General features: G+C 54.2%; 14 protein-coding genes. 6 read left to right on the plus strand and 8 right to left on the minus strand.

The window, feature by feature from the left end:
• Nucleotides 1–64: 64 nt before the first annotated feature.
• Together IPI63_RS00120 and IPI63_RS00125 are read right to left on the minus strand one after the other, a co-directional pair.
• On the minus strand, nucleotides 65–1,324 hold the full coding sequence (locus IPI63_RS00120) for a UbiD family decarboxylase (protein ID WP_292475956.1): 1,260 nt from the start codon (nucleotides 1,322–1,324) through the stop codon (nucleotides 65–67).
• Nucleotides 1,325–1,467: 143 nt separating this feature from the next.
• Nucleotides 1,468–2,169 carry a DUF1614 domain-containing protein gene (locus IPI63_RS00125; RefSeq protein WP_214064877.1) on the minus strand — a complete coding sequence of 234 codons (702 nt, stop codon included), beginning with the start codon at nucleotides 2,167–2,169 and terminating at the stop codon, nucleotides 1,468–1,470.
• 99 nt (nucleotides 2,170–2,268) lie between these two features.
• On the opposite strand from IPI63_RS00125, the gene IPI63_RS00130 reads away from it, so the two are divergent.
• From IPI63_RS00130 to IPI63_RS00155, 6 genes are all read left to right on the plus strand, one after another.
• Nucleotides 2,269–3,390 (plus strand): 3-dehydroquinate synthase II, encoded by a 1,122-nt coding sequence (locus IPI63_RS00130; protein WP_214064876.1) that lies wholly within the window; start codon nucleotides 2,269–2,271, stop codon nucleotides 3,388–3,390.
• Nucleotides 3,377–4,042 (plus strand): type I 3-dehydroquinate dehydratase, encoded by a 666-nt coding sequence (locus tag IPI63_RS00135; protein ID WP_214064875.1) that lies wholly within the window; start codon nucleotides 3,377–3,379, stop codon nucleotides 4,040–4,042. The genes IPI63_RS00130 and IPI63_RS00135 overlap by 14 nt, the downstream gene beginning before the upstream one ends.
• A 357-nt stretch (nucleotides 4,043–4,399) precedes the next feature.
• Complete coding sequence (gene modA / locus IPI63_RS00140; RefSeq protein ID WP_292475959.1) at nucleotides 4,400–5,416, plus strand: molybdate ABC transporter substrate-binding protein; 1,017 nt, start codon at nucleotides 4,400–4,402, stop codon at nucleotides 5,414–5,416.
• An 83-nt stretch (nucleotides 5,417–5,499) separates the two neighbouring features.
• Entirely contained in the window at nucleotides 5,500–6,342 is an 843-nt protein-coding gene (locus tag IPI63_RS00145) for an ABC transporter permease (protein WP_214064874.1), read from the plus strand.
• On the plus strand, nucleotides 6,336–7,085 hold the full coding sequence (locus IPI63_RS00150; protein WP_292475960.1) for a sulfate/molybdate ABC transporter ATP-binding protein: 750 nt from the start codon (nucleotides 6,336–6,338) through the stop codon (nucleotides 7,083–7,085). Before IPI63_RS00145 ends, IPI63_RS00150 begins: the two co-directional genes overlap by 7 nt.
• A 103-nt stretch (nucleotides 7,086–7,188) precedes the next feature.
• Nucleotides 7,189–8,202: a nucleotidyltransferase domain-containing protein gene (locus IPI63_RS00155; RefSeq protein WP_292475961.1), complete on the plus strand. Its 1,014-nt coding sequence runs from the start codon at nucleotides 7,189–7,191 to the stop codon at nucleotides 8,200–8,202.
• Here IPI63_RS00155 and IPI63_RS00160 read toward each other — a convergent pair whose 3' ends face one another.
• The 6 genes from IPI63_RS00160 to IPI63_RS00185 all read right to left on the minus strand — a co-directional run bounded on the left by IPI63_RS00160 (nucleotide 8,203) and on the right by IPI63_RS00185 (nucleotide 13,641).
• Nucleotides 8,203–10,017 (minus strand): ExeM/NucH family extracellular endonuclease, encoded by a 1,815-nt coding sequence (locus IPI63_RS00160; RefSeq protein ID WP_292475963.1) that lies wholly within the window; start codon nucleotides 10,015–10,017, stop codon nucleotides 8,203–8,205.
• Between the two features lie 57 nt (nucleotides 10,018–10,074).
• Nucleotides 10,075–10,350 carry a hypothetical protein gene (locus tag IPI63_RS00165; RefSeq protein WP_292475964.1) on the minus strand — a complete coding sequence of 92 codons (276 nt, stop codon included), beginning with the start codon at nucleotides 10,348–10,350 and terminating at the stop codon, nucleotides 10,075–10,077.
• A 335-nt stretch (nucleotides 10,351–10,685) separates the two neighbouring features.
• On the minus strand, nucleotides 10,686–11,153 hold the full coding sequence (locus IPI63_RS00170) for a hypothetical protein (RefSeq protein WP_214064869.1): 468 nt from the start codon (nucleotides 11,151–11,153) through the stop codon (nucleotides 10,686–10,688).
• Nucleotides 11,154–11,192: 39 nt separating this feature from the next.
• Nucleotides 11,193–11,357 (minus strand): hypothetical protein, encoded by a 165-nt coding sequence (locus tag IPI63_RS00175; protein ID WP_214064868.1) that lies wholly within the window; start codon nucleotides 11,355–11,357, stop codon nucleotides 11,193–11,195.
• Between the two features lie 1,182 nt (nucleotides 11,358–12,539).
• Nucleotides 12,540–12,662, minus strand: a complete 123-nt coding sequence (locus IPI63_RS00180; protein WP_292475965.1) for a hypothetical protein — start codon at nucleotides 12,660–12,662, stop codon at nucleotides 12,540–12,542.
• A gap of 193 nt (nucleotides 12,663–12,855) precedes the next feature.
• Nucleotides 12,856–13,641 carry an alkaline phosphatase family protein gene (locus tag IPI63_RS00185; protein WP_292475967.1) on the minus strand — a complete coding sequence of 262 codons (786 nt, stop codon included), beginning with the start codon at nucleotides 13,639–13,641 and terminating at the stop codon, nucleotides 12,856–12,858.
• Nucleotides 13,642–13,645 lie beyond the last annotated feature (4 nt).

The following is a 13,645-nucleotide window of genomic DNA, read 5'->3' on the forward strand; positions in this document are numbered from 1 at the left end:
TCCTCTCACCTCCCCTCAGCCCCCATCCCGTCCCTCTCCCCTCTAGCCACTCCTCCGGCCCCTCTCAGCCCTGACCGGCTGGGGTCACCCTCTGGAACTTCCAGAGCCGGTCCAGCTTGGCGGTGGCATCCACGCCCACCTTGGTGGTCATGCCCTCATTGCTCCTGGGGTCAAGGGTGCTGCCGCGCACATTGGGATAGAGGACGATATCCTCATCGCCGCGCATCCGGGTGGCCAGGGCGTACTCCAGGTCCTGCGGATCGCGAATATTGATGTCCGAGTCCACCACCAGAACATGCTTCAAGGATCCATGGGCCTTGATTGCCGCATCGATAGCCCTTTTCCCATCCTCCTCCTTCTCCTTCTCGATCTGCACCACGGCATGGAAGTAGCAGCAGCCGCCTTCAGTAAGCATGACATCTCTCACCTTAGCCACCCTGGAGACCGCCTGATAAATGAGGGGCTCATAGGGTATCCCCATCAACATCTTGTGCTCTCCTCCCGCCGGGAGAAGGCCGTGATAGATGGGATCGGTGCGCATCATCATCCTGGTCAGCCTGATGACCGGCTCCTGCCTGATCAGGTCACGAGTACCGGTGATATCCACGAAAGGCCCCTCTGCAGCTCTTTCAGCAGTGATGTATCCCTCCAGAACGATCTCTGCATGGGGGACGAGCACCCCGTTCTCCAGAGGGACCAGCTCTACAGGGGAGCCCCGCAGAGCAGCAGCATATCCAAACTCCATCTGGGGCGGGACACGGGTGGAGGCAGCCAGCAGTACCAGAGGATCCACTCCTATGGCCACAGCCACTGCAACCTCCCCGCCCCTGGCTAAGGCGGCCTCATAGAGCTGATGGGTATGCCTTCCCGGAACCAGCCTTGCCGCCAGTCGATCTTTTTCCAGGAGCATCAGGCGGTGAACACAGGCATTGATCCTCCCACCAAAGCTGCTTATCACCACCCCGGAGGTGATATAGGGGCCTCCGTCCCCGGGAAAGTGGGTCAATACCGGCAGGCGGCCCAGATCCGGCGGGGAGACATTCTCCAGAAAAGAGGACCACTCCACCTCTCGCACTGGCCCCTGGCAGCCGATCCGGGATAGATGGGCGACCATATCCCGGGGGGGGACGCCCAGGGCTCGGGCCAGGAGCTCCCGCGTCCCAAGGATGTTCAGGCAGCACTTGTGGCTGGATACATCATGAAATAGAACCGGGCCTCTGCCCCAGGAGCGTTCTGTGACCTCCTGAACAGGAGAGACCGGCTCATGGACATGAGCGATCAGGCCGGCCCTCTCCAGATCCTCCAGATAGCCCCTGAAGCTCATCCTCTCCCCCTCCCTCTCTGTTCTGCCCCTCTTCCCGCTTCTCTCTCCATCCTTCCCTCCGTCTCTCTTTTCGTCACCTTTTTCCGCCCTCTTTATGTGTATTCCCGTGCTAATTATCTATCGACTCTCAATTTAATCTATCCTCACAGCAGGAGCACAGCAATAAGGCCGCTGAGGAAGACGCCATCGAAGGTTCCAGCACCGCCGATGCTGGCCACTGGAGCGCCCATGTCCCTGATCTTTCCCAGGTTGAGGATGTCTGCCCCGAGAAGAGTTCCCAGGGTTCCTGCCGCATAAGCGATGAGGAAGATAAGATCATGTGGAGCGCCCAGACCGTAGACCATCAGGATCGCCGCCAGGGCGGCACAAAGGGGTGGGATCAAGGCGGGAGTTGCAATCCCCAGCCCCCGGACCGGCTTTGCCACCCGGTTGGTGACGATGGCCACTATAGCGATCCCGGCAAGGGCATAATAGAGCGACTGAGGGAAGCGATAGATCAGGGCGAAGGAGATAAACATCGGAATCAGGGCTCCCCCCACATTTATGGCCAGAAGGGTATTGCAGCTGCCGGCCACTGGGACGCGGTAGGTTACTCCAAAGGCCCGGATGTATCTATCCTCCACCATAGTGGCACTGCATCGCAGGTTGGTCAGGGGGATGTTGATGCTCGACCCCACCAGAGATGCCAGGAGCACAAAGAGAGCCTGGCTCCAGGAGAAACCGATCTTGATGAAGGCCGTCTTTGCCAGGTTCAGGAAGAGAAAGCTCACCACTACAACGATCAAGAATGCAAAGATGAGCATGATAAGCATGCCCACTGGATAGTAGATCAGGCGGTTTTCCATTCTATCATTCATTGCTATCCCAGGCGTATAACTCTTGTGTATCCTGTGTGCTATGTGGTCTGCAAAAGAGATTTGTAATGGTATGTTAAAGATTGGCATATGAAAGAGAAGTGGCTCATGGCCAAAGGATCATGGGAGGAGATCAAACCGCAGATGACCACCGCCCTTGAATCGGGATTCGACTGTGTTATTGTGGACCGGGAGAACATCGAGAGGGTAAGAGAGCTGGGAAAGATCCGTGTGGCGTGCTTTGGTGCTGAGAGGGGGGCTGAGGATATCCTGGTGATCGGCAGGCATGGCGAGGGGGATGGATCGGTGCCTCTGCCCAAGGACCTGAACAGCTCCATGGACTATGCCCTGGCCAAGACCGTATCCGGGAGCAAAGCCGCCTATGTGGTCATCGCCGGCAAGAAGTATGAACAGTTCGCAGTGGAGATGGGAAAGCATGTCGATTATCTCCTGGTGATCGGCACTGACTGGAAGGTCATTCCCCTGGAGAATATGATCGCCGGCCTGCAGGGCTCCTCTGTCAAGATCATCAGCGGGGTTAAGAGCTCAGATGAGGCGAAGCTGGCCCTGGCCACCCTGGAGCAGGGGGCGGATGGGGTCCTCCTGGAGAGCTCCGACCTCTCTGAGATCAAGAGGGTTATGAATGCGGCAGAGCAGTCAGAGAAAGGCCGCCTGGATCTCATATCCGCCAGGGTGACCTCAGTCAAAGCTGTGGGTATGGGCGACCGGGTCTGCGTCGACTCTGCCAGCATGATGGTCCCGGGCGAGGGAATGCTCATCGGCTCCCAGGCAAAGGGCTTCTTTCTGGTTCATAGCGAGTCCGAGGACAGTCCCTATGTCGCTGCCCGCCCCTTCCGGGTGAACGCCGGTGCCGTTCATGCCTATATCCGGGTGGGGGATAAGACCCGTTACCTCTCTGAGCTCAAGTCGGGGGATGAGGTCAGCATAGTGAACAAGGATGGCCTCACCAGGAGCGCCATCGTCGGGCGGGCGAAGATCGAGAAGAGGCCCATGATCCTCATCGAGGCGGAGGCGGATGGGGTGCTGATTAGCACTCTTCTGCAGAATGCAGAGACCATAAAGCTGGTGAGCAGCGATGGCAGGACCAAGCCGGTGACTGAACTCAAGGCCGGGGATGAGGTGCTGGTCCATCTGGAGGAGGCGGCCCGTCACTTCGGCATGAAGATAGAGGAGAGCATTGTGGAGAGATGAGCCGGAGATGAACAGGCCGCAGATCGTTGCCGTTCTGGGGGAGGGGGCAACTGAGGACATCAGGCTGGCATCCAAAGCCGATATGATAGAGCTGCGGCTGGATCTTATCCGGGATCCTCTCCCGGCGGCAAGGGCCATTCGACAGGCCACCGGAAAGCCGATCATCGCCACCAACCGCCTCCGGGCAGAGGGAGGAAGGTTTCTGGGATCGGAGAGAGAGAGGATGGAGATCCTGGCTCAGGCCTCGGAATATGCCGATTTCATAGACATCGAACTTCAGGCAGAGGGAAGAGGGGAGATTATATCCCGGGTCAGCCGGCCGGCGATACTCTCTTACCATGACTTCCAGGGAATGCCGAAGATCGATGAGATTGCTCTCCTATTGGAGAGGATGAGAGCGGCCGGTGCCGCCATCGCCAAGATCGCCGTGACTCCCGGGAGCCTGAAGGACGGCCTGGATCTTCTGGGGTTTCTGCTGTCTGCGGATATGCCCGTATCTCTCGTCGCGATGGGAGAACTGGGCAGGCATCTGCGGGCGGTGGCTCCATTATATGGCTCCGCTCTGGCCTATGCTTATGTTATAGAGAGCACCGCCCCCGGGCAGATGAGCCTGGAAGAGCTCTCTGCTGCCAGAGAGCTGCTCAAATGGTGATATTTTTGGCTTTTCATGTCTGCTATGGATAAGCCTGGGGTTACAGTGCTGGCAAGCAGCAGTTGTTATCTGTATCCGCTAATCCAAATTGTTATGATATTATGATAGTGGTTAGATAATCGCTATCTTGCCGCATATCACGGAATGCATTTTTTAGGGCTGTTTATTGTCCATCGGAGGGGTTCACTCCATATCAGCCGGCGGGCAGCGTTCTCCATCTGAGGCTGTGATATTCAACTCAACGCAAGGGTTATTAGGATAAACGCAAATGGCGCAGAGCGTTTACATAATGAAATAATAGTAAGCAATATCATTTACGTAAACCCCAGATGAGCAGCAATTGGAGGATTGCATTCCATGACCACAAATAGAGCGATTTCATACCCGATGGCCGTTCTTCTTCCGGCCACATTGGCCGGTTTGGCCGAAGAACGAAGAGAGCTGGCCGACTTCATCGATGGCCCCCCGGCTCTGCGCATCCAGATTGAGAATGGCGCCTGTACTGAGCTATTCGCCCCAGTCAATAATAAGCAGATGAATGCTCAAAAGAGCAGCGGACTGATAACGAGAAGGTCAGGAGTCTCTCTTTTTTTGGCCCTGATCGCTCTGCTCTCCTGCGCCTGTGCCGAAGAGCAGAAAGATCTGGTCGTCTTCTGCGGCGCTGGACTTACAGGCGCTTTCAGCGAGATCGGAGAGATATACGAGAGCCGGAGCAATTCAAGCATTGCGTTTAATTTCGATGGCGTGCCCGCCCTCCGGGCCCAGATTGAGCAGGGAGCCTATGCCGATGTCCTGGTCTCTGCAAACCTCAAGCACATGAATGCTCTGAAGGCGGAAGGCTATATGGATAACAGCACTGTGCAGATCTTCGCCGGAAATAAGATGGCAGTAATCGTCCCCAATTACAACCCTGCCAATATCACCGTTCTGTCTGATCTGATGGAGCCTGGATTGAAGATCCTCATCGGGACCAGTGATCTGCCGGCGGGAGATTATGCCCGGCAGGTTCTGAACAAGATGGCGGATGATCCAAAATATGGTTCTGCTTATCGGGATGCCGTGCTGGCCAATGTAGTCTCAGAGGAGACCACAGTCAACCGCATCGTCTCTAAAATAGCTTTAGGAGAAGCAGATGCGGGCTTTGCCTTTATATCCGATGTCAGCCCCAAGATGAGGGGCCAGGTCACAAGGATAGCAGTTCCGGACGAGTACAATGTGCTGGGATTGTTCCCCCTGGGAATGCTGAACCAATCCCGAAGACCGGAAGAGGCCAGAAGATTCATAGATCTGGTGATGGCACAGGAGGGGCAGAACATACTAAAAAATTACGGGTTTATACCCCTGAATGAGCTGCAAGAGAGCAAGAGGGCATGAGAGCGATAGGATAAGAGTACAAGAGGGCGCGAGAGCAAGAGGGCAAGAGGACAATAGAATAAGAGGCGGATAAACAGAAAAAGATGGCGGCAAGAGAATACAAATACACTGGGCAGCCAGCCCCAAATCCCGGGAGATGGCACTGGATTCTCAAGGCAGGCCTGGCAATGGTCATCTGTCTGACTTTGATGTTCATAGCCTTGCCTGTGGCCTCCCTGTTTCTTAAGAGCCCCCTGGATGCAACCTTGCGCTCCTTGGGCGACCCCATGGTCAAAGATGCCCTGCGGCTGAGCATGATGACCTCTGCTCTGACCACGATGATGGTGGTGATAATGGGAACGCCCATAGCCTACATCAGCGCCCGCTATCACTATCCAGGCAAAGGGGTCGTGGACGCAATAACCCATCTTCCAGTGATCATGCCCCCGGCAGTGGCAGGCATTGCTTTGCTGATGGCGTTCGGCCGGATGGGCGTACTGGGGCAGTACCTGAACACCTTCGGGATCTCCATCGCCTTCACCACCCTGGCGGTGATCATGGCCCAGGTCTTTGTCTCCAGCCCCTTTTATATCCGCCAGGCAAAGACGAGCTTCGAGGACGTGGATCTGGCCCTGGAGAATGCCGCCCGCACCCTGGGAGCCTCCCGGCTCTACACCTTCATCTATGTGATCCTGCCCCTGGCCATGAATGGCATGATCTCCGGGGCGATCACCGCCTTTGCCCGCTCCTTGGGCGAGTTCGGGGCAACCATCATGTTCGCCGGAAACTTCCAGGGGAGGACGCAGACCATGCCCCTGGCCATCTACACCGCCATGCAGGGGGATTTGGGCGTCGCTTTATGTATCTCCCAGATACTGGTGGTCATCTCCTTCCTGATCATCGCCCTGGTGGGGATACTCGCCCGGAGGATGTGCAGCAGATGCTAGAGATTGATGTCAGCAAGAGGCTTCGTGACCTCGATCTCGATGTGAAGCTGTCTGTTTCCAGAGGAGAGATCTTGATGCTGGTGGGGGACAACGGCAGTGGGAAGACGACGCTTCTGAACCTTGTCGCCGGGCTGGTCACTCCCGACCAGGGAAGGATTCTGCTGGATGGCAGGGCGCTTTACGACTCCTTTGCCGGGGTGAACCTGTCTCCAGAGGCAAGGAATGTCGGATATGTCTTCCAAAGCTATGCCCTCTTTCCCCACATGAGCATTTATGATAATGTGGCCTTCGGCCTGCGCACTCGTAAGCTCTCGGAGGAGAGGATAGATCTGCTGGTCAGGGATCACCTGCAGGAGGCGGGACTGTGGGAGATCCGGAGGGCAAAGGCGGCCAAGATCTCCGGCGGACAGAAGCAGCGCGTTGCCCTGGCGAGGGCGCTGATCATCGGGCCGTCTCTCCTCCTGCTGGACGAGCCGCTCTCAGCCCTGGACATTCGAAAGCAGGCGGTGATGAGAAGGGAGCTGCGGGAGAGGATTCAGAGCTGCAATGTGCCCAGCATCATTGTCAGCCATGATCTGAGGGACATGGCCAGCATCGGAGATAGAGTCTGCCTCCTGGAAGACGGCCGGATCACCCCGATTGGCAGGGCGGAGATGGAGGAGTGGGCTGGAGGGAGCAGAGGCAGTATCGAGGGCTCTGGAGGGGGGATGAGTCAGAAGCAATCCCTTCTCTCGCAGATGTGAACAGAGGCTGTTATCGACCACTGCCGCCGGCCTGCAAAGGCCAGGAGAGATTCGATATAAATGCCAAGCTTTTTGAGTCTTTGCCGCCAATAGTCGATGAGAGATGATGGACAATCCAAAGACAGAGGCCAAAATAAAAACAGAAAAAAAGATAAAGACCGCTGACCAGGAGAAGGCAGAGCTATTCTTAGAGGAGTTCGTCTCCGGACTGAGCAGATCGATGGGCGAAGATATCGATTTTATCCTTTTGTTCGGAAGCGCAGCCCGGGGAGAGTTCATCCTGGGAAAGAGCGATGTGGATCTCATCATCCAGACCAAGAGCAGTGCAGGGGTTCGCAGGGTGGAGAGGTTCGCTGAATCCCTCTTCTGGCAGCTGGATGAGAGGCATGGCATGCAATTTGGCAAGGTGCTCTCAACCGGATCGAGCGAGGGCATCCTGGAAGGTTCAATCAAGTTTTTAGAGAAGCAGGCCAGGCTCTACAAGCCCTTCGAGGTGTTCGGACCGGACGATATCGATTGGGGGAAAGGATTGATCAAGCGCCCAGATCTATTGCCGGGCGCCATTCTCGTAGCCAGCCAGCTCACCCTTCTCTACAAGATAAAGCATGAAGGGAAGATCCTCTTCGGCCGGGATATCCGTCCAGAGATCAACCCCCGTTTCACCTGGTGGGAGAAGCTGAAAGCGATCATGGTGCCCCAGAGCATTGCTTTCGCCTCCATTATCCTGGCGGTGATCCTGCCCCAGAAGGCAACCGGCCTGGCGGTCAAGGCCCTCTTTTATGAGGTGGAGTCAGCGAACATCTACCAGAGGAGTATGATTCCATCCTCTGATGAGAAGATGAAGAGCTTTGCTGAAGCATCGCAATTCGAGAACGCTGTCCTGGACAGGGTGCGCTTTCTGCTGGAGAAGAGCCTTGGCCTATCAAGCGAGCAGAAGCTGGAGCTTCTAAAGAAGGCAGCAGCCATCAAGCGGGAGGGCTTCAGAGGGGGAAGAAAAGATGCATTGAGCTTCTGCCTCATTGTCTTTGGGACCATCTGGCAGACCAATGCTGCTCTGATCCTGAGGGCGCGGGGCAGCGGATCTCTGGCTGCCAAAGATAAGGATGGGGGCAGCTGATCATAAGCTGCTATTCCCAAGGCTTATTCCTGCAATCAGTGGATCGTGGTCAGAGCAGCGATATTTATCCGGGCTGCTCCAGATGCCACTGTAGCCGCGCTCTGGTGGTTCATCGGCATTTATATGCCAGATGGTGGCACCGGTTACCTGTTCAGCCAGGCTGGGGCTTGCCAGGAGATGATCCAGCTCCCCCCACTGGCCCTCGTATACATACGAGTAGGACTCGGCAGGGTGGCGGGAGGCTATCAGGTCCACATATCCAGCATTCCTGAAGGCCTTGATGGGGTCCTCGTTCCGGTATGAGTTCATATCCCCCAGGATCAGGTAATCGGGATCATGGCTTCCTGTGGGGTCGGATGAGAGCCAGCGGATCAGCTCATTGGCTGCCTCTGTGCGGTCAGCATTCCAGTACCCCTGGCCATCTCCGCGGTCTGCATTATCTCCCTCTGCCCGTGCTCCCTCTCTGGTAGGTTTCTTGGACTTCAGATGGATGACCACCAGGGTGAACCTCTCCTGAGAGCTGATCTCCTCGAAGGTCTGGGCAAGAGGCTGGCGGTTGCCTGAGAGAGAGGCCCCCTTCGGGGTTGTTGCCGCTCTGCCTGTTGGTCTTATCTTAGTTCTGTTGTAGATGAATCCCACTGATATCAGGTCGCCGCCCAGCTTTGGCAGTCCCGGATCAATGAACTCATAATTCTGCATGCCCGCCCCATCATCGAGGGCATTCAGTCCATCATTCAGGTCGCTGATGGCACTGCTGTTCCCGTAGCCATCGTTCTCGATCTCAATGAGCCCGATCACATCCACCTTCATATCCGCTATGGCCTGCAGGATCTTAGCTCTCTGCATCTGGAACTCGCTTTTTGATCTGGCTCCTCTTGCCGCCGGAAAGCCGCCTCCAAGCCCGTCGCCATTGAAATAGTTCTCCAGATTCAGACTGGCGATCCTCAACCTGCCCCCTACAGGCTCGGGGTTTTCCGGCCGGGGATTGGATATGATGATTTCAGAGATGTTCAAGGGCTCTATCTTATAGTTCCCGTAGCTGTAGCTCATTATCCCCGTAATTCCCCGGATGGTATCTCCGCAGCGGACGGTCTTCGGGAAGGGATAAGATTCGGGATACCTTCGGCCGCTGCCGTCATCGAGGATTATAATGCTGCGCCGGTTCAACTCCTGAATCCCTGCTGCGGGGGCCCCGGGCTGGGCCACGTTGGTGGGGATAGGCAGCCGGGAGTGAGGAGACAGGCTCAGCTCTCCGTACCGGGAGAGGTTCCCAATATCGGTTATGACAAGATCCTGCGGGAGCATCAGGAGCATTCCTTCATATCGCTCCATCTCCGGACACAGTCTCACTGAGTCCTGCGCCAGAGGCAAAATGAGCTCATGGGCGGTCAATGCACTCTCTTTCCCGCCCCGGTCAGACTTTTTTATCTCTTTCAGCCTCATCTGAGTCAGGCCATGATACTCCTCGATATCCCCCCTGGCCAGGACTGTATCCCCTATAGAGATGCCCTCCTTCTCTCCCAGCCGCCCGGGATCGTAGATGAAGAGGCCTTCCGAGGTCAGGATATTATCGTCTATATCACAGTCCTCTTCCTGGACGAAGAATCCTTCCAGTCTATCCGATCCTTGAAATATACCAGTGACAGTAGCCTCTATCAAGACCTCTTTTCCCTCCAGCGGGCTTGATAGCCCATCTCCCTGAATGTCATGAATCATGGTCAGGCCATCTGTTATTGATCCTCTGTCCGGAGAAGGAGAAGCGACTGCTGCGATCATAGCCAAAAAAACAAGGATAAGCGATAGGTTCAAATTCATTCCATCCCTCCAATAAGGACTAAGGCCTTTTCAAGCTCATCGGCTCTATTTCATTTCTCATTCTGATCGCTGCCTGTTCTGGTTGCTGCCTGTTCTGATTGCTGCCTGTTCTGATTGCTGCCTGTTCTGATTGCTGCCTGTTCTGATTGCTGCCTGTTCTGATTGCTGCCTGTTCTGATTGCTGCCTGTTCTGATTGCTGCCTGTTCTGATTGCTGCCTGTTCTGATTGCTGCCTGTTCTGATTGCTGCCTGTTCTGATTGCTGCCTGTTCTGATTGCTGCCTGTTCTGATTGCTGCCTGTTCTGATTGCTGCCTGTTCTGATTGCTGCTCATTCTGATCCCGGGGATGCATTCTCCTTTTTTGTATCTTTTTTGTCTTTGTGCCGAAATAGGCATCCTTGAGCCACCACAATGGCACAAGACAGCATGATTCTTTTTTTAGAGGGCTGATGAGGGAATCGCATCCGAAGGATGTAATGGTTGCAGGATAGTGATTATAATATCGTTTTCATAGCAAGAAGGCATATTCTGGCCAATGATTTTAAATAATCTTCATGACAAGTTGCAAAGGCGAGGAGAACTGGCCTGAGGTTTAGAGCAGAGAGGCCGGAATAACAATGGAGACTTGGAGGTGGGAAAGCCATTGATGCCCTTCCGGCCAGGCCATCTCATCTGCCCTCTGCTCTTCTCTTTTCATAGCCATTCTGTCGCTGATAATTGTGATTTGGCAGCATCTCCTGCTCGACTGGCTCTATCAGTCTATACTGGCGATTGTTTCTGTTCCCTCTCCTTTCCAGCAGACCATCGCGATTCATTCTGGACAGGTACGTGGAGACTGTGCTGAGCTTTATGTCATCGGCTATCGTCTCATACCTCTCTCTCAGCTCCTGAGAGTTAAACCAGGTATTGGAAAATTCATATTTGATGAACTTCTCCAGGCGGTTCATGAGGGTGCCACCGCTGCTGTAATCGGGTATATGCGCTATTGCAGCCCGTTCCTCCTTGCCTTCGAAGATGCTGGAAGCGGAGAGAAAGCCTATGATCTTCTCCCTCAAAGCCTCTTTATCCATATTCTGCGACTCGAATTCATATGATGATTTAAGTCCGCCATCCTCGATCTCAATCCGGATCCTCATCCTCTCCTCCCGCTCCCCTCCAGCATAACATCCGCCATATCATCTTCCAGATATCAATGCCAGATTTGGAAGGGATATGCCCCTGCCGGATACAGGAGACCCTTCGAGGTCGAACTTCCCGTTCATCATCCTGGAGAGTCCCAATTGATTGCCTCTTTCCAGGTCCATCTGCAGTGTAAATAGCTTGATCTGCCCTCTCATCATCCTCCCCTCCGCAAATCCATCATCGCTGGATCCGATCTCTGATTTCCTCTCGTGCCATCCCCTTTGTTCAACAGGCAGGCAGGCTGAGCAATAGACCCGGTCTCCCTTAAAACCAGGCTATGTCTTTTTTGTTGGCATACGCTGCCTGTCACTACTGATGCGCCACAATCCCGGCTCTGCCTCCAGATTCTCATTGCCGTCCCTTTCCAGCAATGAGCGCCTTGGTCTTATCCAGGCAGAGGATCATCTTCAACCCATTCACAGGCCGTCCCTTCCCGGCTATGAACAGTCGTTTAGACAGATGATCGAACCAGGACTCTGTATGCACTCCTTCATGCTACCCCTTGTGCCATTATCTATAGGAAGTGAATTGGTTGTGAAGCGTCTAGACCAACCATCGAAAGACCATTCCCAGATCATCGATATCCCCTTCATTGCTACTCCCGATGCCATCCCTTCTTGGTGCACGTTATAGTCGGACTGTGGTGAACTTGCCGCCAGGAACCGGGAGTTCCACCACAATGTTTATGGCGGAACAGACGGACCCTACGCTCAGGGCATATTCACCATACGCGCTCCTCACTTCCCAGATATGCTTTTAAGGTTCATCCATCCCCTCAGACGAATAACCCCTCCATCCGCCCCGTCCCGATGTATTTGGACAGGTTGTCTGGCCTTTCTGGCACAATATTAACCTTATTTTTGTGGTATATAAAACTTTCTAATAGTCGATAGTTGTAGTTAATAGCTTAAAACAAGTATTTTGGTTTATTTAAGCAAATAAAGCTCTAATAGTAGTCTGAATAGTATTTCACACAAAAGCCATTTGACGGTTAAATCCGGGCAAAATGTATTGTGAAAAGGAAGTTCAGGCGACTACTATTAGGACGATACGCTATCAGTAAAGCTGATTTTTTTGCGCGGCGGAGTTTTTCAGCTGTGAAATCGTTTCACAAAGGCCTCCTAATGCCGAAATTTTTGAGAGATGATCTATTCACACTGCAATCATGGCAAAAAATTTGGTTTGGTCGTGCGCGCAGAGCATGCAGAATCGGGGGCGTAGATGAGATATTGAGATCGTCACCGCCACACCAAAATCCGATGAGATGAAAGGCGCGCAGAATTTTCAGGGATTGAGTTGGGTGGCCGATTGCAGACCGCAGCCAAGGAATTTAAAAAGGTTTATGATGCCTGATGGGGCTCGAAATATTCATCTATCAACCAGTCGCCAACCTCCTTGAGATACCTGCGTCTTCGCTCATCTTCAGCAATCAACTGAAAAACCTCGGAGATATTCTCGTCCATCGGACTCATCTATTCGCTTACGGCATTTAAACCTATCGTACCTGAGCTACACATATCTTGGCTATGCATATCAGGCCACACATATCTGAGCTGTACATACCGGAGCTGTGCATATCGGAGCTATGCATATCGGAGCTATGCATATCGGTGCTGTACATATCGGAGCTATGCATATCGGAGTTGAATTATGGAATCACGGCCCGTTTTCATCAATCTGCCCTCTTTTTCTCCTTCCTCTGGCCAGGATGAGAGCAACACGGAGTGGCTCAAAGCTCCTCTTCAAGGGCCCGGCATGAATGGGATGATCTCCGCAGATCATCAAAAGGGTCTTCTCATCTGCCTCTTCTGCAATCTCTCCCAGGAAACGATCGATATTCAATGCCGCATTGCGAATGCCAGCCCACTCCCGTCCCAGGTGAACGCTTTTATCGATCCCAATGAAATAGGAGACTAGAAGTCTGGGGTTCTCTCGCAGGGATTGAACGGTCATCTGGCAGGCCTTCTGGTCGAACTCCTCCGGAGGGATGCGGTCAGATATTCCATGGATGATCTCGATCAGGCCCTCATAGACCTCTGCACCATTGCTCTCCATTATCACTGCTGACTTCAGGCCGGCAGCGCTGGCTATCTCCGGCAGGCTGGGAATGCTTGAGCTCTTCGCCCCCTCCTTATCGAAGATCTGGTGGTGCTCAGGCAGCAGCCCGCTCAGAATGCTGGCTATAGCAGGGGTGGTGTGATTGGAGACTGCTCTGGCTTGGAGAAGAAGCCCATCATCGATAAGCCGGGCTGTATTCTTCATCCGAGGCAGCAGATAGAGCATCAGATCGTACCCCAGGCTGTCCACTATTATGATGGCGGCATTCCTGCAGCCCCACCCCTCCACCAGGTCGATTGGCTGACCATCACTGGCAGGCAGATCTACCCCCAGCAGCCGGGCGGCTGTAGGTGCTATATCAAGCTGACTGAAGGGCGAAGTCATGAAT

It is taken from the genome of Methanothrix sp., assembly GCF_016706325.1.
GTDB lineage: Archaea > Halobacteriota > Methanosarcinia > Methanotrichales > Methanotrichaceae > Methanothrix.

Coding starts and splice junctions, on each gene's coding strand:
- IPI63_RS00155 (WP_292475961.1), top strand. CDS start 7,189: ATGATGGACAATCCAAAGACAGAGGCCAAAATAAAAACAGAAAAAAAG.
- IPI63_RS00175 (WP_214064868.1), bottom strand. CDS start 11,357: ATGATGAGAGGGCAGATCAAGCTATTTACACTGCAGATGGACCTGGAA.
- IPI63_RS00125 (WP_214064877.1), bottom strand. CDS start 2,169: ATGGAAAACCGCCTGATCTACTATCCAGTGGGCATGCTTATCATGCTC.
- IPI63_RS00150 (WP_292475960.1), top strand. CDS start 6,336: ATGCTAGAGATTGATGTCAGCAAGAGGCTTCGTGACCTCGATCTCGAT.
- IPI63_RS00165 (WP_292475964.1), bottom strand. CDS start 10,350: ATGAGCAGCAATCAGAACAGGCAGCAATCAGAACAGGCAGCAATCAGA.
- IPI63_RS00130 (WP_214064876.1), top strand. CDS start 2,269: ATGAAAGAGAAGTGGCTCATGGCCAAAGGATCATGGGAGGAGATCAAA.
- modA (WP_292475959.1), top strand. CDS start 4,400: ATGACCACAAATAGAGCGATTTCATACCCGATGGCCGTTCTTCTTCCG.
- IPI63_RS00120 (WP_292475956.1), bottom strand. CDS start 1,324: ATGAGCTTCAGGGGCTATCTGGAGGATCTGGAGAGGGCCGGCCTGATC.
- IPI63_RS00185 (WP_292475967.1), bottom strand. CDS start 13,641: ATGACTTCGCCCTTCAGTCAGCTTGATATAGCACCTACAGCCGCCCGG.
- IPI63_RS00180 (WP_292475965.1), bottom strand. CDS start 12,662: ATGGACGAGAATATCTCCGAGGTTTTTCAGTTGATTGCTGAAGATGAG.
- IPI63_RS00160 (WP_292475963.1), bottom strand. CDS start 10,017: ATGAATTTGAACCTATCGCTTATCCTTGTTTTTTTGGCTATGATCGCA.
- IPI63_RS00145 (WP_214064874.1), top strand. CDS start 5,500: ATGGCGGCAAGAGAATACAAATACACTGGGCAGCCAGCCCCAAATCCC.
- IPI63_RS00170 (WP_214064869.1), bottom strand. CDS start 11,153: ATGAGGATCCGGATTGAGATCGAGGATGGCGGACTTAAATCATCATAT.